Annotated in this window: 15 protein-coding genes and 1 pseudogene; 9 read left to right on the top strand and 7 right to left on the bottom strand. The window is 60.7% G+C overall.

Features of this window, described 5'->3' with window-relative positions; genetic code table 11:
• Positions 1 to 51: 51 nt before the first annotated feature.
• The 3 genes from N2A41_RS30405 to N2A41_RS30395 are packed head-to-tail and all read left to right on the top strand — an operon-like array spanning position 52 to position 2,146.
• Positions 52 to 1,260, top strand: a complete 1,209-nt coding sequence (locus tag N2A41_RS30405; protein ID WP_260111968.1) for a hypothetical protein — start codon at positions 52 to 54, stop codon at positions 1,258 to 1,260.
• A gap of 20 nt (positions 1,261 to 1,280) precedes the next feature.
• Positions 1,281 to 1,757, top strand: a complete 477-nt coding sequence (locus N2A41_RS30400; RefSeq protein WP_222333681.1) for a hypothetical protein — start codon at positions 1,281 to 1,283, stop codon at positions 1,755 to 1,757.
• A 23-nt stretch (positions 1,758 to 1,780) separates the two neighbouring features.
• On the top strand, positions 1,781 to 2,146 hold the full coding sequence (locus tag N2A41_RS30395; protein WP_260111967.1) for a hypothetical protein: 366 nt from the start codon (positions 1,781 to 1,783) through the stop codon (positions 2,144 to 2,146).
• 97 nt (positions 2,147 to 2,243) lie between these two features.
• Here the strand turns inward: N2A41_RS30395 and N2A41_RS30390 are convergent, their stop codons facing one another.
• From N2A41_RS30390 to N2A41_RS30365, 6 genes are all read right to left on the bottom strand, one after another.
• Positions 2,244 to 3,614 (bottom strand): alpha-glucosidase/alpha-galactosidase, encoded by a 1,371-nt coding sequence (locus N2A41_RS30390; protein ID WP_260111966.1) that lies wholly within the window; start codon positions 3,612 to 3,614, stop codon positions 2,244 to 2,246.
• 22 nt (positions 3,615 to 3,636) lie between these two features.
• Positions 3,637 to 5,304, bottom strand: coding sequence for an ABC transporter ATP-binding protein (locus tag N2A41_RS30385; RefSeq protein ID WP_260111965.1), 1,668 nt, complete (start codon positions 5,302 to 5,304; stop codon positions 3,637 to 3,639).
• A gap of 10 nt (positions 5,305 to 5,314) precedes the next feature.
• Entirely contained in the window at positions 5,315 to 6,451 is a 1,137-nt protein-coding gene (locus tag N2A41_RS30380; protein WP_260111964.1) for an ABC transporter permease, read from the bottom strand.
• A gap of 1 nt (position 6,452) precedes the next feature.
• Complete coding sequence (locus N2A41_RS30375; RefSeq protein WP_260112008.1) at positions 6,453 to 7,457, bottom strand: ABC transporter permease; 1,005 nt, start codon at positions 7,455 to 7,457, stop codon at positions 6,453 to 6,455.
• Between the two features lie 117 nt (positions 7,458 to 7,574).
• The gene (locus N2A41_RS30370) at positions 7,575 to 9,662 is read right to left on the bottom strand and encodes an ABC transporter substrate-binding protein (protein ID WP_170260519.1); all 2,088 of its coding nucleotides are present in this window, start codon (positions 9,660 to 9,662) and stop codon (positions 7,575 to 7,577) included.
• A 122-nt stretch (positions 9,663 to 9,784) separates the two neighbouring features.
• Positions 9,785 to 11,251: an alpha-glucosidase/alpha-galactosidase gene (locus N2A41_RS30365; protein ID WP_260111963.1), complete on the bottom strand. Its 1,467-nt coding sequence runs from the start codon at positions 11,249 to 11,251 to the stop codon at positions 9,785 to 9,787.
• Between the two features lie 60 nt (positions 11,252 to 11,311).
• On the opposite strand from N2A41_RS30365, the gene N2A41_RS30360 reads away from it, so the two are divergent.
• Positions 11,312 to 12,337 carry an AraC family transcriptional regulator gene (locus tag N2A41_RS30360; protein ID WP_222386907.1) on the top strand — a complete coding sequence of 342 codons (1,026 nt, stop codon included), beginning with the start codon at positions 11,312 to 11,314 and terminating at the stop codon, positions 12,335 to 12,337.
• 25 nt (positions 12,338 to 12,362) lie between these two features.
• Here the strand turns inward: N2A41_RS30360 and N2A41_RS30355 are convergent.
• Positions 12,363 to 13,424 (bottom strand): annotated as a pseudogene (locus N2A41_RS30355) (class I SAM-dependent methyltransferase).
• Between the two features lie 239 nt (positions 13,425 to 13,663).
• Here N2A41_RS30355 and N2A41_RS30350 point away from each other — a divergent pair.
• From N2A41_RS30350 to N2A41_RS30330, 5 genes are all read left to right on the top strand, one after another.
• Positions 13,664 to 13,984 (top strand): helix-turn-helix domain-containing protein, encoded by a 321-nt coding sequence (locus tag N2A41_RS30350; protein WP_222386906.1) that lies wholly within the window; start codon positions 13,664 to 13,666, stop codon positions 13,982 to 13,984.
• 3 nt (positions 13,985 to 13,987) lie between these two features.
• Positions 13,988 to 14,248 (top strand): hypothetical protein, encoded by a 261-nt coding sequence (locus N2A41_RS30345; RefSeq protein ID WP_260112007.1) that lies wholly within the window; start codon positions 13,988 to 13,990, stop codon positions 14,246 to 14,248.
• A 10-nt stretch (positions 14,249 to 14,258) separates the two neighbouring features.
• Positions 14,259 to 14,498, top strand: coding sequence for a hypothetical protein (locus N2A41_RS30340; protein ID WP_162115244.1), 240 nt, complete (start codon positions 14,259 to 14,261; stop codon positions 14,496 to 14,498).
• A 135-nt stretch (positions 14,499 to 14,633) separates the two neighbouring features.
• Positions 14,634 to 14,765: a hypothetical protein gene (locus N2A41_RS30335; protein ID WP_441005729.1), complete on the top strand. Its 132-nt coding sequence runs from the start codon at positions 14,634 to 14,636 to the stop codon at positions 14,763 to 14,765.
• A 103-nt stretch (positions 14,766 to 14,868) separates the two neighbouring features.
• The gene (locus N2A41_RS30330; protein ID WP_260111962.1) at positions 14,869 to 17,430 is read left to right on the top strand and encodes a GcvT family protein; all 2,562 of its coding nucleotides are present in this window, start codon (positions 14,869 to 14,871) and stop codon (positions 17,428 to 17,430) included.
• Positions 17,431 to 17,515: the final 85 nt, after the last annotated feature.

Genomic DNA, 17,515 nt, shown 5'->3' with positions numbered 1-17,515 from the left:
TGGTATAGTAGAAGATCGCTCGGCGTTGGGCAACGAGCGGTGGGGGCAGCTTTGGATGCCATCACACATTCGCAGGGAGCAGGCGACGGGTCGGCTTTGGAGCGCCCGCTCGGAACGCGTTTCCTTGTCTTTCCACAGCCATCCTTCATTCCCGGTTACGAAAAGCCGGAAGTGGTGTGGATCGGACCTTCAGCGGGACCCATCCTGGCAGGGCCGTCCGACAGCCGGATCTATGTGGCAAATCCCATCGAACCGAAATCGCCCTATGCCGCGCCTTATATCCCTCCATATCCCGGCCTTTTGCGACCGCCCGCAGAGCCCGGCCCCGACGGGCACTTCGATCACATAGGGCCTGGTTCGCCGGCATTTCTTTCGACCCACAGCTATGCCTGCGCTCGCCGGGTTCTCGATATCTGCGAGAGCTATGCCGGACGCCCGGTTGCCTGGTTCTTCGAGCCGACGCTGGAACGGCTGGAAATCGTTCCCCGCATTCCCCATTGGCAGAATGCGCAATCCGGCTTCGGCTTTCTGGAACTCGGCGAGAGCGAGCCGGAAAGCCCGACATCCTGTTTCGCGCTGAATTTCGACGCGGTTGCCCATGAAATGGGGCATCTCATTCTGCTGAGCGAACTTGGGATCCTCGAAGACGACGGATCCGGCAGCGACTTCTTTTCCTATCACGAAGCGATCGCCGATTTCATATCGCTGTTGGGATTGCTGCACTTCGATACCGCCCTCGACCGGCTGCTTCGGCGCACAAAAGGCAACCTGCTCCTGCACAACGAACTCGACAAATTTGCCGAACTCAGCGACGAAAAGCAGCTCAGATCGCTCAACAACTCGCTTCGTGTCGGCGATGTCAGCCGGGAAGTACACGACCAGTCGAAGCCCTTTGCGGCGGGCCTGTTCGACTGCCTCATCGAGGTCTACCAGTCGCTGCTGTTCGAGCGCGGACTGTCGAAGATCAATCCCAGGAAGTTCAGCGATCTTCGCCAGCAGATGGCGCCGGCGCTGATAGAAGAAGGATTTCGGGCATCGGCGACATCCTATGACGTCACGCATTTCGCCACGAAAGCCGCTCTGCAGGAGGCACGGGACGTGGTGGGCGAAGCTGTGACGCGCTCCTGGACGTATCTCGACCCCGATAGCCTGACCTTCGAGGCTGCGGCTTCGGCCTTGCTCGAGGCCGCCTGGCGGGGGCGCGGGCGGACTTATATCGACCAGCTGGAAGATTGCATGAGGTGGCGCGGCATTCTTTAACCAAACGACGGGAGGCATCGATGATAGACGACAGCGTTCCAGCACCTTCACTTCCTGGACTCCCCTATGTGGCGGGCCAGATCATACTCTACGGCATAGACTTGAACGACGCCCACGGCATTACCCACCTGGATGTCGGGATGGCGGGAAAGGCGGAACTGCAGATAAAACTCGCAAGCGGAGTCGGCATCACCGGATCGACAGTCCTTGCTTACGGCTATGCGTTTGAGGGTCACTGCTACAGGCTGGATTCCAACCGCATTTTCGTTGTCACAGGTCCGCATGCCGAGCCGGCTGCCGGCTGCGGCTTTGACCCCACGTTGGGGTACAAAATGTGGCGGCTGACGGCATCCTCGCAAATCCTCGAGATCTCGACGGCTTTCGGCGACGCCAGGACGCTTATTCTGGATGCCCAGTTGCCCGGCAAGAGGTCTCCGAGCTCCTACGCTATCACACTCAGAATGGCCCACCGCAATGGTCGCCTCAGCAACGATTAAACTTCCAACGGGGGAGAACAATCATGCCATGTGACGTGACAATAGACGTGACGGAAGCCTTCACCGCTTTCACAGTGGACGATGGGCTTAGTCCCTACGTGGACAAAAAGGGTCAAAAGCTCGAGAACTTAGCTGTGAGCCCCGGAACTTTCGACATGTCGGTTGCGCTAGATAGCAACAACGAAGCTATGGTCTTCGTCCGGGCGACGGATGCCAAATCAGCACAGCGAATATTCAAATACAACATTCCCGATGAACGCGATGCCGGCGGGAAGATCTATGTTCCCAAGATAGTGGCGACATCGCAAGCGGCATCGCAAAGCGATCTCGACGAGCTGGCCGAAGAGGTCGAGAGCTTGAAGGAGCGTATGGCAGGCGGTCCAAGGTAGACAATTGCTGATCCCGGCCGTCCCGCCCATCCTCACGCAAAGAGCCCCGCGGTTGTTGCCACCGCGGGGCTCCTTGACGCCTTGCCCGGGAGAGGGGTCAGGCGGCCTGTACTTTGCGGGTCGTGCGTGCCCATTCGGGCAGCCAGTCGCCGTGGGTGGCGAGCAGATCGTCGACCAGCGACCAGATCTGGTCGAGGTCGAGTTCGGCTGCCGTATGCGGATCCATCATCGCGGCGTGATAGATGTGCTCGCGATTTTCCGTCATCAGCGCCTGCACCGTCAGCTCCTGTACGTTGATATTGGTGCGGATCAGCGCCGTCAGTTGCGGCGGCAGGTCGCCGATGAAGGTCGGCTGGATGCCGGAGGCATCGACGAGGCAGGGCACTTCGGCGGCGCAATTATTGGGCAGCGAGGTGATGCAGCCATTGTTGCGGACATTGCCGTAGATCACCGAAGGCTCGCCCGTCCAGACCGAATTGATGATCGAGGAGGCATATTCCTTCGACGGCTGCACCTCGATCTTGTCGGCCGAACGATAGGCCTCGGCCTGGCCTTTCCAGCGCTCGATCTGTTCGATGCAGCGCTTCGGATATTCGTCGAGCGGAATGCCGAATTTCTCGATCAGGTCCTCGCGGCCCTCCTTGATGAAATAGGGCGTGTATTCGGCGAAATGCTCCGAGCTTTCGGTGACGAAATAGCCGAGCCGCGTCAGCATCTCGTAGCGCACCTTGTTCGGGCAGCGCGGGTTCCAGCCGGGCTTCGGCGCCCTACCCTCGCGATAGGCGCGAAGCAGGTCGGGATAGAGATTGCGGTAGGAACCGTCCGGCTGGCGATGCTCGAATTTGAGATAGAAGGCCATGTGGTTGATGCCGGCCGCACGGTAGCGGATTTCCTCGTAGGGAATGTCGAGGTCATGCGCCAGTTCCATCGCCGTGCCCTGCACCGAGTGGCAGAGTCCGACCTGGCGAATGGTCGGATATTTCTCCGATATCGCCCAGGTGTTGATCGCCATCGGGTTGACATATTGCAGCATGATCGCCTCGGGGCAGACGGCGAGCATGTCCTCGCAGACCTTCCAGAGATGCGGCACGGTGCGAAGCCCGCGCATGATGCCGCCGACGCCGAGCGAATCGGCGATCGTCTGGCGCAGCCCGTATTTCTTCGGGACTTCGAAATCGGTGACCGTGCAGGGCTCATAGCCGCCGATCTGGAAGGCGACGACGACGAAATCGGCGCCCGAAAGCGCCTTGCGCTGGTCGGAATAGGTTTCCGCCTTCGCCTTCACGCCAAGCGTCGAGATCAGCTTGTTGACGACGACGGCGCTTTCCTCCAGCCGCTGCGGGTTGAGATCCATCAAGGCGATCGTCGCACCCGACAGCGCCGGGCGCTGCAGCACGTCGCCGACGATGTTCTTCATGAAGACGGTGGAGCCTGCTCCGATAAAGGTGATTTTGGGATTTCTTGCCATTATAGCCTCCGGCATTCGGTAATCATGCTACCTCGAAAGCGGCCTTGACGAGCCGTTCGGTGTAGGCGGTCTTGGGATGGGTGAGAACCTCGTTGACAGGACCCTCTTCGACGATCTTGCCATGCTGCATGACGATGACGCGATGGCAGAGCGCCCTGACGACCTTGAGATCGTGGGAGATGAAAAGGTAGCTCAGGCCGCGCTCGTCCTGCAGCTTGCGCAGGAGTTCGATGATCTGCGCCTGTACGGAAAGATCGAGCGCCGATGTCGGCTCGTCGAGCAGGATGAACTCCGGCTCCAGCGCGATGGCGCGGGCAATGGCGATGCGCTGGCGCTGGCCGCCGGAAAATTCATGCGGGAAACGCGACAGGATATTGCCCGGCATGCCGGCGGCAATCAGCGCCTCGCGCACCCGGTCCTGGCGTTCGCCCTTGGTCGCGCCCAGCCTGTTGACGACGAGCCCCTCCTCGATGATCTGGCCGATCGTCATGCGCGGGTTGAGCGATGAGAAAGGATCCTGGAACACCACCTGCATGCGGGCGCGCAAGGGCCGCATCTCGGCCCTGGACAGGCCATGGATCGGCTGGTTGTCGAAACGGATCTCGCCGCTGTCAGGCGTGTTCAGCCGCAGGATCGCCTGGCCGAACGTCGTCTTGCCGGAGCCGGATTCGCCCACCAGCCCGAGCGTCTCATGGCGCCGCAGCGTCAGGTCGAGGCTGTCGACGGCGACAAGCTCACGCATCGCCGGCTTCAGGAAAGTACCGTGACGCATCATGAAGGATACCCGCACGCCCTTGGCATCGAGGATGATATCCGATCCTTCCGGCAGCGGATTGGCCTGGCCGCGCGGCTCGGAGGCAAGCAGATGCTTGGTATAGGCATCCTGCGGATTGGCAAACAGCGCTTCGGTGGTGTTGTGCTCGCGCACTTCGCCGTACTGCATCACATAGACATAATCCGAGAACTGCCGCACCACCGTCAGGTCGTGGGTGATGAGGATGACGGCCATCCCCAGTTCCTTCTGCAGGTTGCGGATGAGATTCAGGATCTGCGCCTGCACGGTGACGTCGAGCGCCGTCGTCGGCTCGTCGGCGATCAGCACGTCGGGATCGTTGGCAAGCGCCATGGCGATCATCACGCGCTGACGCTGGCCGCCGGAAAGCTGATGCGGATATTGCATCAGCCGCGCAGCGGGATCAGGGATCTGAACATGTTCGAGCAGCTCGAGCGCCCGCTTTTGCGCATCCCTCTTGCTGATCCGGCGATGCACGCGGATCGCTTCGACGATCTGGCTGCCGATCGTATAGATCGGGTTCAGCGAACTCATCGGCTCCTGGAAGATCATCGAGATGCGGTCGCCGCGCAGCTTGCGGCGCGCCCGCTCGGAAAATTTCAAAATGTTGCTGCCGTCATAGGCAACCGTCGATTTCTCGGAGACGACGGCGCGCTTCGACAACAGTCCCATCACCGTTCGCGCCGTTACCGATTTGCCGGAACCGGATTCGCCGACGATCGCGATCGTCTCGCCGCGATAGAGCTGAAACGAGACGTCCTTGACGGCTTCGACCATGCCGTCCTCGACCTTGAAATTCACCGCCACGTTGCGGGCGTCGATAATCGGTGTGTCCGAACGGCCACCATGGTCGTGGCGAACGGGCGGGGCGAAGGAATTGACCAGTGCGAGAGCCATATCAATCACCTCAATAAGGATCGACCGCGTCGCGCAATCCGTCGCCGAGCGCATTGAATGCGAAGACGGTGACGAGCACGAAGCCGACGGGGGAGAGAATCCAGGGATAGGAGCCGATGACAGAATAGGTCGCCGTATCCTGCAGCATCAGCCCCCAGGAGATCAGCGGCGGCTTGACCGCAAAGCCGAGGAAACCGAGGAAGGATTCCAAGAGCACGACGCTCGGTATATGCAGCGTCACCGCGACGATGACGTGGCTCATCACATTCGGGAAGATGTGCTGCATGATGATGCGCGTGTCGGTGGCGCCAACGGCCATGGCCGCCCTGACATAGTCGATGCGGGCGAGCGCTAAGGTCTTGCCGCGCACCTCGCGCGACATCTGCGCCCAGCCGAGCGCCGACATGACGGCGATGACGAAGGCCAGGAAGACATTGGTCGGCGCCGTCACCGGGATCAGCGAGGTCAGCGCCAGATAGAGCGGCAGCTGCGGGAAGGCGAGTACCAGTTCGACGAAACGCTGCAACCAGATATCGAAGGTGCCGCCGAAATAGCCCGATACCATGCCGACGGTCGTGCCGATGATGGTGACGATGAAGACCACCGTCAGGGCAATGGTCAGCGAAATACGCGAGCCGATGATGGCGCGCGACAGCACGTCGCGGCCGAACTTGTCGGTGCCGAGGAAATGCACCGGCTGGCCGTCGGTCGAGCCGAAGAAGTGCCGGCTGGCCGGGATTAGGCCGAAAAGCCGGTATTCCGCGCCCTTGACGAAGAAGCCGAGCAGCCGCGGATTGTCGTAATCCATGCCGACGATCGGCTGGAAGGTGACGGGGTCGAGCTCTTCGGAATCGGAGAGCGCATAGACGCGCGGCTGGAAGACGAAATTGCCGTCCTTGTCGTGGAAGCTCATCATCTGCGGCGGCGCGAAGCCGACATCGGTCGCCTTCGGGTCCATCGGCGCAAAGAAATCGGCGAAGATCGCCATGACGATCAGCAGCACGACGAGCACGAGCCCTGCCATGCCGGTCCAGGAGCGTCTCAGCCGGCGCCAGACAAGGGCGATATAGCTTTCATGCCCACGCGATGGCTTGTTGATGGAAAGTTCTGTCGTCGGCGGAGGCGGCGCGGAGTCGAAAGCCAGCATCTCAGGCTCCTCCATATTGGCGGACACGGGGATCGAGCAGGGCGAGCAGCATGTCGGCGATGATGTTGCCGACGATCAGCGTCGCCGACACCATCATGAAGGTGGCGGTGACATAGACGTCGCCGACCGCCATCGAGCCGACGATCGCCGGGCCGACGGTCGGCAATGCGAAAATGATCGCGGTTTCGATCTCGCCGGTCAGCATGTAGGGCAGCACGACGCCTTGGTACATCACCAGCGGGTGCAGCGCGTTCGGCACCGCATGGCGCATCACCACGGCTGCGCCCGAAAGCCCCTTGGCCTTGGCCGTCTCGACATATTGGGCATTCAGCGTATCAAGCAGATTGCCGCGCATGACGCGCATATTGTAGGCGAGCCCGCCGAAGGTGGCGATCGCCACGACCGGCCAGACATGGTGAACCAGATCGGCGAACTTCGCCCAGGACCAGGGCGCTCCGCCATATTGCGGGGAGAAGAAGCTGCCGATTTCGGAGACGTTAAGCTGGAAAACCAGGAGATAGACGATGATCAGCGCCATCAGGAAGCGCGGCACCGTCATGCCGAGGAAAGAAATTCCCGAAAGCAGGCTGTCGATCCAGCTATATTGTCGCGTCGCCGCCCAGATGCCGAAGCCGATGCCGAGCACCGAGGCAAGGAGATGGCAGACGAGCGCCAGAAGCAATGTCCGCGGCAGGCGTTCGCCGACGACATCGGCGACCGGCTTGTTGTAAAACATGCTGTAGCCGAAATCACCGCGGGTCACTATCCCGCCGATCCAGTTGACGTATTGAACGACCATCGGCTTATCGAGGCCGTGTTCGACCCGGTAGAGCTGCGCCTGCGCTTCGGCCTGGGCATAGGACGCGCCGCCCTGGTTGATCAGCTGGGATCTTATATAATCGGCGTAGTCGCCGGGCGGGGCCTGGATGATCGCGAAGGTCACCACGCTCAGGATGAAGAGAATGGGAATCGCTGAGGCTATGCGCACGAGCAGGAATCGTAACATCGAACGGTTCGCTTCTCCTTGCCGCCAGTCGCTCCTTGTCAGCGCGGCCGGCTTGTTGGTCATGTCAGGCCGCGCGCAGCACGCGCGGCCTGGAGCTCACTTCAGCTGGGAGGGAGCTTAGTTGATCGGGCCCTTTTCGCCGGGCTTGCCGGGCAGTTGTTCAGGGAACAGCTCGTATTTGCCCTGCTTGTCCGCAGCCACCCACAGGCGTTCGCGGATCACCGAATCTTCAGCCCAGTTGAACATCATGATTGGCGTACCCTGGGGCACGTTGGAGAACCGCTTGTTGACGATCAGGGCGCCCGGATACTCCGTCAGGCCGACGGTGTTGACGTGCTCCGTCGAGATCTTCTGATACTGCTTCATCAGATCGACGCGTTCGTCGTTGTTCTGGCTCGTCCTGAACTTGTTGACGACATCGACAAGCTCCTTTTCGAAGGGCATCAGATCAAGCTGGTCATCCTTGCCGGCGCGATGGTGCCAGCTGGTGCGCGGACCGACAGGGGCGAGCTGCTCGGTGTTCTGCACCACCGACGACAGCTCCGTCGTGTTGCGCTGGATCAGCCAGTCGAAGCGGCCGGCATAATGGGCGTCGTCACGCTTGGCACCGTCGAGCGCATTGATGACGATCTTCAGCCCGAGCTTCTCCATCTGGCCGACGACACCTTCGGCAAGGCTCTTGTCGGTCGTGTACTGATTGTTGATCAGCATGACGATTTCGACATCCTTGCCGCCCGCCGTGCCGGCCGGGAAGTTCACGATGCCATTGCCATCCGTATCCTTGAGGCCGGCTTTGGCGAGTTCCGCCTTGGCGCCCTTAAGATCAAAGGGATAGTAGACGGTGGAATTGCGGTCGTAGAAGCTGGTGCCGGAGGAAAGCCCGCCTGGATAGATCGCGGTGAACGGCCCCTTGACCAGCGAGTCGCCGATCGCCTTGCGGTCGAGCGCCATGGTGACGGCCTTCCGGAAGTCTTCGTTGCGGTTCAATTCGCGGATCGCCTCACCGCGCTCGTCCGGGTTGCCCCAGCCGTTGGCGGAGAAGTTCATGCGCAAGTTATAGCCGATCAGGCGCGGGCCGAAGGCAAGCCGGGCGGGCGCCGTTTTTTCGGCGGCGCGCTTCAGCGACGCGACGAAGTTTTCCGGCTGCTCGAGGTTGGAGAAATCGGCGGATCCTGCGACGGCCTGAACGTCACGGTCGGCCCAGGTCGAGAGCTTGTAGTGCAGCTCATTGAGATAAGGCAGTTGATCGCCCTTCTCGTCGACCTTCCAATAATAGGGGTTGCGGCGCATGACGATGATGTCGTCCGGGCGATATTCCACCGGTACCCAAGCGCCCATGACCGGCATGTTCATGAACTCTGGCGGGAAGGCGTTCTTGAACTGGTCGTAGGTGTTCTTCGAGTATTTCGGATGCTGCGCCTTCAGGATGTGCGACGGACCCGGGCAGAAATTCGGGTAGGACATGGTGTAGAGATATTGCTTCGGGAAGGCCTCCTTGAAGGTCCATTCGACGGTGTAATCGTCGACCTTCTTCAGCGTCGTCCCGGCGCCGAAGGCTTCCGGCGAGGCGCCGCCGCCGAGCGGCGAGACGTTCGGGTCGATGACTTCATCATCCCAGTAGAACATGATGTCGTCGGCGTTGAACGGCGCGCCGTCGGACCATTTGGCGCCTTCGATCAGGTGCATGGTCAGCTTGTGGCCGTCTTGCGACCAATCCCAGCTCTTGGCAAGGTTCGGCAGCGGCTCGGTGTCGGAGGCCTGCACCTGGAACAGCGGCGCGGTGCGCGTCAGGCATTCGGAAAGGCCGATATCGATGCCGCCCCAGCCCTGCGTCTGGCCGGCGCCGTAGTTCCAGCCTTCCGGCCGGCCGCCGATGACGTGGCGCATGGTATCGCCGTAGACGCCAATGCCGTCGGGCATATTGCCGGTCTTGAAGACCAGCGGTTCCTTCGGCAGCCGGTCCTTGACCGGCGGCAGCTTGCCGGTGGCGACGAAATTCTTCGTGACCCAGTCGGGCTCGTGATATTCGGGCAGCGCCTTGAACTCCAGGATGGAGTCGCGCGCGACATAGTTGATCTTGCCTTCGGCCGGAAAGTCCGCCGGTTTCGGTGGAACGGTTGGCTCGGAGGCATATGCATTCAGCGCCGCGGCTGAGACGCTGAGCGCCAGTCCGGCCAGAATGCCTGCGTTACGAAAATTCATCATCGTTTCTCCCTCTTGTTCCGGAGCGCGATCACGCGGCTCCTTTCTCCTCGAACACACGAAACCGGGCCGGACGCCGCGGATTTCCCTCCCGGAAACCCCCGGCAACCCGTGCTTCACGAAAATCAGACGGCCTTTTTCAGCGCCGCCTTTTCCGCCCGCAGCTCCTCGATCGAGCGAACGTTGCGGCGTGCGGCCCCCGCCCAGTCGCGGGTCTGCACCTTCGATTTCGACAGCCGCTCCTTGGCGGCCGGCACGGCATGGGCATATTGCGGCAGCCAGGGCGCCTGGGCAACGACCATCTCGTCGACCATCTGCCAGACCTCTTCCGGCGTCGAGACGGCGCCGACCAGCGGATCGTGCAGCACGGCAAGTTTCAGAAGGTCGATATCGCCCGATATGGCGGCATGCACCGACATGCGCTGGACGTTGATCGAGGAAATGCAGGTGGCCGCACAGGCTTCCGGCAGGGTGACGCCGGAGACCATGTTGATCCCGAAGCGATCGACGAAGCCGGGCGATTCGATGATCGCATCTGACGGCAGATTGGTGATAACACCATTGTTCTTGACGTTGAAATGGCCGCGATAGACCCGGTTCGTCTCCAGCGCCTCGAGGATGTGGCTCGCATGTTCGTTCGAGCGCTTGGCAGGATCGATCGGCTGCGAGGCGGATTCCAGGAATTGCGGATATTCCGTCTCGAACCAGTTGCGCGTTTCCGTCGAATGACGAAGGTAGCCGCCGGTCTCGCCGTGTATCCAGTCGGACATGTCGATCCAGCGGGTGATTTCATCCGGCCGCTTACGATACCACGGCAGATACTCCGAGAGATGGCCGTTGCTTTCGGTGGAATAGACGCCGAAACGCTTCAGCACGTCGATGCGCAGCTTCTCCTGCTGCGAATAGACCGGATGCGCCTCGAAGGCGGCGATCAGCTCGTCCTTGCCGATCTTGCGGCCGTTGAGGCGAAGGTCGATGAACCAGGTCTGGTGGTTGATGCCGGAGCAGATATAGTCGAGCTCGCTCACCGACTTCGCGCCGAGCACCTCGGCGATCTGCTCGGCGCCGTGCTGGACGCCGTGGCACAGGCCGACGGTGTCGACCTTGCCGTATTCGATCGCCGCCCAGGTGTTCATCGCCATCGGGTTGGCATAGTTCAGGAATTTCGCGCCGGGCTCCGCCACTTCGCGGATATCCTTGCAGAAGTCGAGAATGACCGGGATGTTGCGCTGACCATAGAGGATGCCGCCGGCGCAGATCGTATCGCCGACGCACTGATCGATGCCGTATTTCAATGGAATGCGGATATCATCGGCATAGGCCTCGAGCCCACCGACCCGGACGCAGCTGATGATGTAGCGTGCGCCTTCCAGCGCCTGGCGCCGGTTGGTCGTCGCCGTCACCTTCGTCGGCAGTCCGTTCGCCTCGACGACGCGATCGAGGATCGCCTTGATCATTTCCAGATTGTGTTCGCTGATATCGGTCAGTGCAAACTCGATGTCGCGAAACTCCGGAACGCACAATATGTCGGTGAACAGCTTCTTGGTGAACCCGACGCTGCCCGCACCGATGATAGCGATTTTGAAACTCATGATCTTCACCTCGACCCAATCGAATGCTAAGGAAAAGAAGGCCATGGAGGATCAGGCCGCATGCTGACGCATGTGGCTGAAAACGCCGCAAAATCTGTCTTTTTCCTCCCGGCCGCTCTGTCGGCCGTGGTCTCTTCCTCTTGTCGAGCGGGATTATGCCCGAAATCGACAGGGCGACCAGAGAAGGATTATGCTTTCGGGGGTAATTTTGTGCTGCAGGATTTGATCGCCAACGGACAGTCGATGAGGACGGTTTCGCTGCCTCGAGGCCGCCAGCGATTGCATGCCATGCCGACCAGCGCCGGTTATGAAGTGCGCGAGAACGAGAGCTATGACTGGGACGGCCGCCGGCGCGGCCAGACCCCCTTCACGGTGCTGCAGCACACGATCAGCGGCAGCGGCCAGCTGCGCTACCAGAACCGCAACTATCGCCTTCAGGGCGGCGACACGCTGCTCGTTCTGGTGCCGCACAATCATCGCTACTGGCTGGAGAATGGCGACCGCTGGGAATATTTCTGGATCTCGATGAACGGCGAGGAAACGCTGCGCATCCACCAAATGGTGCTGTCGACCGCCGGCCCGGTGCTGAAGCTGCAGCCCTCGACCATCGATCATCTTGCCGATTGCAGCCTGCGCCTGGTCAAGGGCGCGACATCGCCGGGTGCCGCCTCGGCGATCGCCTATGAAGCGGCGATGGCGCTCTACGACGACGTCTTCGGCTCGCCGGCCTTTGCCGCCGAGCTCAGCCTCATGCAGCCGGTGATCGACCATATCAACGCCAATCTCGAAAAGCCACTGCCGGTCAGCGAGCTTGCCGGCATCGTCGGCCTCAGCCGCGCGCATTTCTCGCGCAGCTTTGCCGAGAGCGAGGGCATGCCGCCAGCCGAATTCGTGCTGCAGCAGCGCCTGCAGCGTGCCGTCAAGCTTTTAACCAAGGCAGACTTCCTGCCGGTCAAGGAAGTCGCCATCATGTGCGGCTTCGAAGACCCCAACTATTTCTCAAAGGTCTTCCGCCGCGTCTACGGCACCAACCCCACCGAATTCCGCACGACCGGCATGTATGCCAGCATCGGAAAGCTGAGATAGCCGGCCACCCGCTAAACCAGTGGCCTCAGGCCCGCACCTCGAACACCATGTTGAACGGCGTTTCCGTTGCGCGACGGAAATGGGTGAATCCGGCGTCGAGCGCGACCTTTCGGAGTTTCATTTCTCCCGCTTGCGCGCCAAGCCCAAGCCCCACCTCCTGAGAGAGCGATGCCGGCGTGCAGATCATCGTCGACGCGCCGTAATAGACGCGCCCCACAGGATTGAGATTGTCCTTGAGATGGTCATGGGCAAAGGGCTCGACGATCAGCCATGTCCCGTTCGGCCCAAGCGTTTCCTTGACATGCCGGCCGGCGCCGACCGGATCGCCCATGTCGTGAAGGCAGTCGAACATGGCGACCATGTCATAACCGCGCCGCGGAAATTCCGCCGCCGAGCCCTGCTGGAAGGTCACACGGTCAGAGACACCCGCATCTTCGGCGGCCGCCTTTGCTCTTTCGATCGAGGGGCCGTGATAGTCGAAGCCGGTAAAGCGGGAAGCAGGATAGGCCTGCGCCATCAGGATGGTAGAGGCGCCATGGCCGCAGCCGACATCGGCGACACTGGCGCCGGCCTTGAGCTTTTCTTCGACCCCGGCAAGAGCCGGTATCCATTCGTTGACGAGATGGCTGTTGTAGCCGGGTCGAAAGAACCGCTCGGTTCCCCGAAAGAGGCAGGTGCTGTGCTCATGCCAGCCGAGACCCTTGCCGGTGCGGAAGGCATCGGCGACCTTCGGCTCGTCCATCCACATGGATTGGACGACCTCGAAGGCGCCGACGAAAAAGGCGGGGCTGTTTTCCTCGGCAAATACCATCGCCTGTTCCGGCGTCAGGCTGAAACGATCCGTCTTTTCATCGTAAGCGACATAGTCCGCGGCCGCCTAGGCGCTTAGCCACTCCCTGAGATAACGCTCCCTTATCCCTGTCTTCTTGGCAAGATCCTGGACGCTCATCGGCGTTCCGTCGGCCATCGCCTTGAAGATTCCGACCTTATCGCCAAGCACGACCAATACACCGGAAACGGCGGCGCCGACGTCGCCAACAAGACGACTGACAAGTGCATCGAGTTTTTGCGTATCTGGCTCACGCATTATAACCTCCCGAGTGCGTGATAAAGACAATCTAAATTAGACTCTAATAATATTCAGTCAATCAATCTTCCCTTTCGCCAGATGTTAAAGGTCGAAAGGATGGAATAGACAGGTCCATTCAAAGGCTCACAACGTCCTATGCCGTCATGCACCTGCTCTCGTCATCGCTTGTATCGAGATTGCATTTTTAATATAATCTGCCCGAGGCAGAATCACACTTTTGATGCAAGGTTATTGGTTTGTATCTATCCTCCGCTCAATGCCGCGCGGCTCGGGCCCTTTTGGCATGGTCTCAGGACGATCTCTCATCGGCCTCGAAAGTCGCCAAAGCGACGATTGCTAATTTCGAGGCCGGCAAGCGCGCTCCCTATGATCGGACCCTTCAGGATGTGAAGCACGCGCTGGAAGTCGCAGGCGTTGTTTTCATCCCTGAAAATGGTGGGGGTGCGGGCGTTCGCCTTGCAAAGCGCGCGGATGCCTCGATCGACACGAATGAGACCGAGACGGTTCAATATGAAGAATATCTCAAAAACGACGCACCGCCCGGTGCAGGTGGCTGAATGATGGCGAAAAAAGAAAAGCTCGAACACTCCGAACTGGCGGGAGAATTCACCGATGACGGGATCACCGTGCTCGTCGATATCTTCCGCACATCGGGCAGCAATGAAGACTGGACGATGGAAGTGGTCACGCAAACGGAAGACCTGATCCGCTGGGACGAGCCATTTGCGACTGACCGGGATGCCTTCGACGAATTCCTGGCCGTCATCGCGCGGGACGGCATTCGATCGTTTCTCGAAGACGAAGAGCCATCCGTCCATTGAGGGGTATCCCGTGAAGAGCATCAATGATCTGGTCGCATCAGCGAAAACCGTCTGCGATCGATACCGGGCCGGGCGGATGGAGCGCGAGACCGTGCGGGAATGGGTTCTCGGACTCGGCGTCTATCCGCCGCCGCATGGAGAGCGAGTACGGGAAGCGGCGGAATGGTTCCGCTTGCACAATCGCGAGCCCGTTTCTGAAGACATCGTGTTGGTGGACATCGACCGGCTTGCGGCGATTTCAGCGCCGTGATCCCGGGGCGCGCGAGCGGAAAGGCCGGTTGCAAGGGCTCGCCATATCCGATCGCCGCGAGTCATTGCGAGACCGTTCGATGCGGAATGGATCGCAGCAGTGCCGGCGCTGCTTGGCGGTTGCCTCGCCGCCTCGATGCGGGCTGGCGCAATTACGCCGGTACTAGGCGGCGTAGGACCAATGACGATCATGAGCCTTATGCATAATACCCTCATCGCAGCTGCCATACGGAGCGGTCTGGGGGTTCCGCGGCTTCGGCAAATGTGACACTCCTTACGAGGCTGGCATGGCTGCTGCATCTCGCGCGCGAAGCGTACGTCAAGCGCAGCTAGGGTATTTTAATTCGTGCGATAAGTAGAAGGAACAGCACGTGGCAGCATTTCCGGAAAAGGCGAAGGTCGTCATCATCGGGCTCGGCGGTATCGTCGGCGCCTCCATCGCGCATCATCTCGTCGAGCGGGGATGGGACGATATCGTCGGCATCGATAAGTCGGGCATACCGACGGATATCGGCTCGACAGCCCATGCCTCGGACTTCTGTTACACCACCAGCCACGACTACCTGTCCGTCTGGACCACGCAATATTCGATCGATTTCTACGAGAAGATGGGCCATTACGCCCGCATCGGCGGCCTCGAATTGGCGCGCACCGGCGACCATGCCTGGATGGAGGAAATCAAGCGCAAGCTATCCTCGGCACGCGCTTTCGGCACGCGCGCCCAGTATGTCAGCCCCTCCGAGATCAAGGAGAAGTTCCCGCTGATCGAGGAAGATCAGGTGATGGGCGGCCTTTTCGATCCGGATGCTGGCCTCGTCATTCCGCGCTCGCAGACCGTTGCCGGCAAGCTGGTCGATGCCGCCGAAAAGGCCGGCAAGCTCAAGGTATTCGGCAACACGCCGGCGAAGTCGCTGATCATCGAAGGCGGCCGCATCAAGGGCGTCGTCACCCATCGCGGCACCATCATGGCCGACCACGTCATCGTCTGTGCCGGCCTTTGGGGGCGCCTGATCGCGGAGATGGTCGGCGAAGACCTGCCGGTCATGCCGGTTGACCACCCGCTCACATTCTTCGGTCCCTATAACGAATTTGAAGGCACCGGCAAGGAAATCGGCTTCCCGCTGCTGCGCGACCAGGGCAACTCGGCCTATATGCGCGATACCGGCGACCCGGCGACGACGGAGGGCGGTCAGATCGAGTGGGGCTACTACGAAGCCACCAATCCGCGCATGTGCCATCCGCGCGATCTTCTCGAAAAACACGAAGCGCGCCTTTCGCCCTCGCAGCGTGATCTCGAAATGGAACAGATCATCGAGCCGCTCGAACGCGCCATGGAACTGACGCCGATCCTCGGCGAACTCGGCTATAACGAAGGTCACTCCTTCAACGGCCTGCTGCAAGTTTCCGCCGGCGGCGGCGCCTCCTGCGGCGAGAGCCAGAAGGTGCGCGGCCTGTGGTATTGCGTTGCCATCTGGGTCAAAGACGGCCCGGGCTACGGCAAGCTGATCGCCGACTGGATGACCGATGGCCGTACTGAAATCGATCACAACAGCATCGACTACGCCCGCTTCTATCCGCATCAGTTGACGGAAGAGTTCATCGAGGGCCGCTGCTTCGAAGCCGCCCAGAAGATCTATTTCCCGGCTGTTCACACCCGCGAACCCTATGCATCCGGCCGCAACGCCAAACGCTCGCCCTTCTACGAGCGCGAAAAGGAGCTTGGCGGCTACTTCATGGAACTTGGCGGCTGGGAGCGTGCGCATGGCTACGCCGCCAACGAGCACCTTCTGGAGAAATACGCCGACCGCGTCCCGGTTCGCGAGAATGAATGGGATAGCCGCCATTTCTGGCGCGTATCGAATGCCGAGCATCTGGCGATGAGCGAGGACTGCGGCATCGTCAACCTCAGCCACTTCCACATGGTCGATATCGAGGGACCTGACCATGTCGAACTGATGGAATGGCTTTGCGCCGCCAAGATCGGCGGCGACGCAAACATCGGCAAGGGCGTTTACACCCACTTCCTCGACGACGAAGGCATGGTGCGCGCTGACTTCACTATCTTCCGCATGGCCGACCGCTGCCGTCTCGTCAACGGTGCCGATGCCGGCCCGCGCGACTTGCACTACATGAAGCGCGTCGCCGAAGATCGCGGCCTTGACGTGATCATCACCGACGTCTCGGAAAAATTCGTGACGATCGGCATCTGGGGTCCGAACGCGCGCGACACGCTGAAGAAGGCTGTGGCCGATCCGGCAGGGCTCGATCAGGAAAACTTCGCCTTTGCGGCGATCAAACCGATCGAAATCGCAGGTAGACCCGTCACCGCCTTCCGCATCTCTTATGTCGGCGAGCAGGGTTGGGAACTGCACATGAAGTACGAAGACGGCCTCGCCGTCTGGGATGCGCTGCGCGCGACCGGCGTGATGGCTTTCGGCGTCGAGACCTATGCGAACTCGCGCCGCATGGAAAAGAGCCTGCGCCTGCAGAACGCCGATCTCCTGACCCAGTACAACCTGATCGAAGCCGATCTCGCCCGTCCGAAGGTCAAGGAAGCCGATTTCCGCGGCAAGGCAAAACATCTGGAATACAAGTCGCGTGAGCACCAGCCGGCCATGCTCTGCACGCTTGTGATGACCGAGAATACCGACAAGTCGGGCGTGAAGCGTTATCCCGTCGGAAACCTGCCGGTTGTCGATCTCGCCACGGGAGAGGTTCTGGTCGACGAGCTCGGCCGCCGGTCCTACACGACCTCGATCGCCTATGGCCCGACGGTCGGCAAGAACATTGCCTTCGCCTATCTGCCCTGGTCGCATTGCCAGGTCGGACGCAAGTTGAATGTCGAGTATTTTGCCGAGAGCTATCCGGTGGAGGTCGTCGGCGTCGGCTACAAGCCGATCTATGACCCAGAAAATCTGAAGCCGCGCAGCTAACGCGTCGGCGCGAAGATCGGACTCGATTTTCGGGAAAGCCGATGCGAGGATTGAATGTGTTACAGCGCCGCCCGTCTGAAGAGAC

It is taken from the genome of Rhizobium sp. SRDI969 (assembly GCF_025152725.1).
GTDB classification, from domain to species: Bacteria; Pseudomonadota; Alphaproteobacteria; order Rhizobiales; family Rhizobiaceae; genus Rhizobium; species Rhizobium leguminosarum_I.
This window is presented reverse-complemented; position numbering and strand designations above follow the sequence as displayed.

Bases quoted from the DNA above. Each gene is read 5' to 3' on its own strand.
- N2A41_RS30400 (WP_222333681.1), top strand. From the start codon at position 1,281: ATGATAGACGACAGCGTTCCAGCACCTTCACTTCCTGGACTCCCCTAT.
- N2A41_RS30395 (WP_260111967.1), top strand. From the start codon at position 1,781: ATGCCATGTGACGTGACAATAGACGTGACGGAAGCCTTCACCGCTTTC.
- N2A41_RS30390 (WP_260111966.1), bottom strand. From the start codon at position 3,614: ATGGCAAGAAATCCCAAAATCACCTTTATCGGAGCAGGCTCCACCGTC.
- N2A41_RS30385 (WP_260111965.1), bottom strand. From the start codon at position 5,304: ATGGCTCTCGCACTGGTCAATTCCTTCGCCCCGCCCGTTCGCCACGAC.
- N2A41_RS30380 (WP_260111964.1), bottom strand. From the start codon at position 6,451: ATGCTGGCTTTCGACTCCGCGCCGCCTCCGCCGACGACAGAACTTTCC.
- N2A41_RS30375 (WP_260112008.1), bottom strand. From the start codon at position 7,457: ATGTTACGATTCCTGCTCGTGCGCATAGCCTCAGCGATTCCCATTCTC.
- N2A41_RS30370 (WP_170260519.1), bottom strand. From the start codon at position 9,662: ATGATGAATTTTCGTAACGCAGGCATTCTGGCCGGACTGGCGCTCAGC.
- N2A41_RS30365 (WP_260111963.1), bottom strand. From the start codon at position 11,251: ATGAGTTTCAAAATCGCTATCATCGGTGCGGGCAGCGTCGGGTTCACC.
- N2A41_RS30360 (WP_222386907.1), top strand. From the start codon at position 11,312: ATGCTGACGCATGTGGCTGAAAACGCCGCAAAATCTGTCTTTTTCCTC.
- N2A41_RS30345 (WP_260112007.1), top strand. From the start codon at position 13,988: ATGGCGAAAAAAGAAAAGCTCGAACACTCCGAACTGGCGGGAGAATTC.
- N2A41_RS30335 (WP_441005729.1), top strand. From the start codon at position 14,634: ATGCGGGCTGGCGCAATTACGCCGGTACTAGGCGGCGTAGGACCAATG.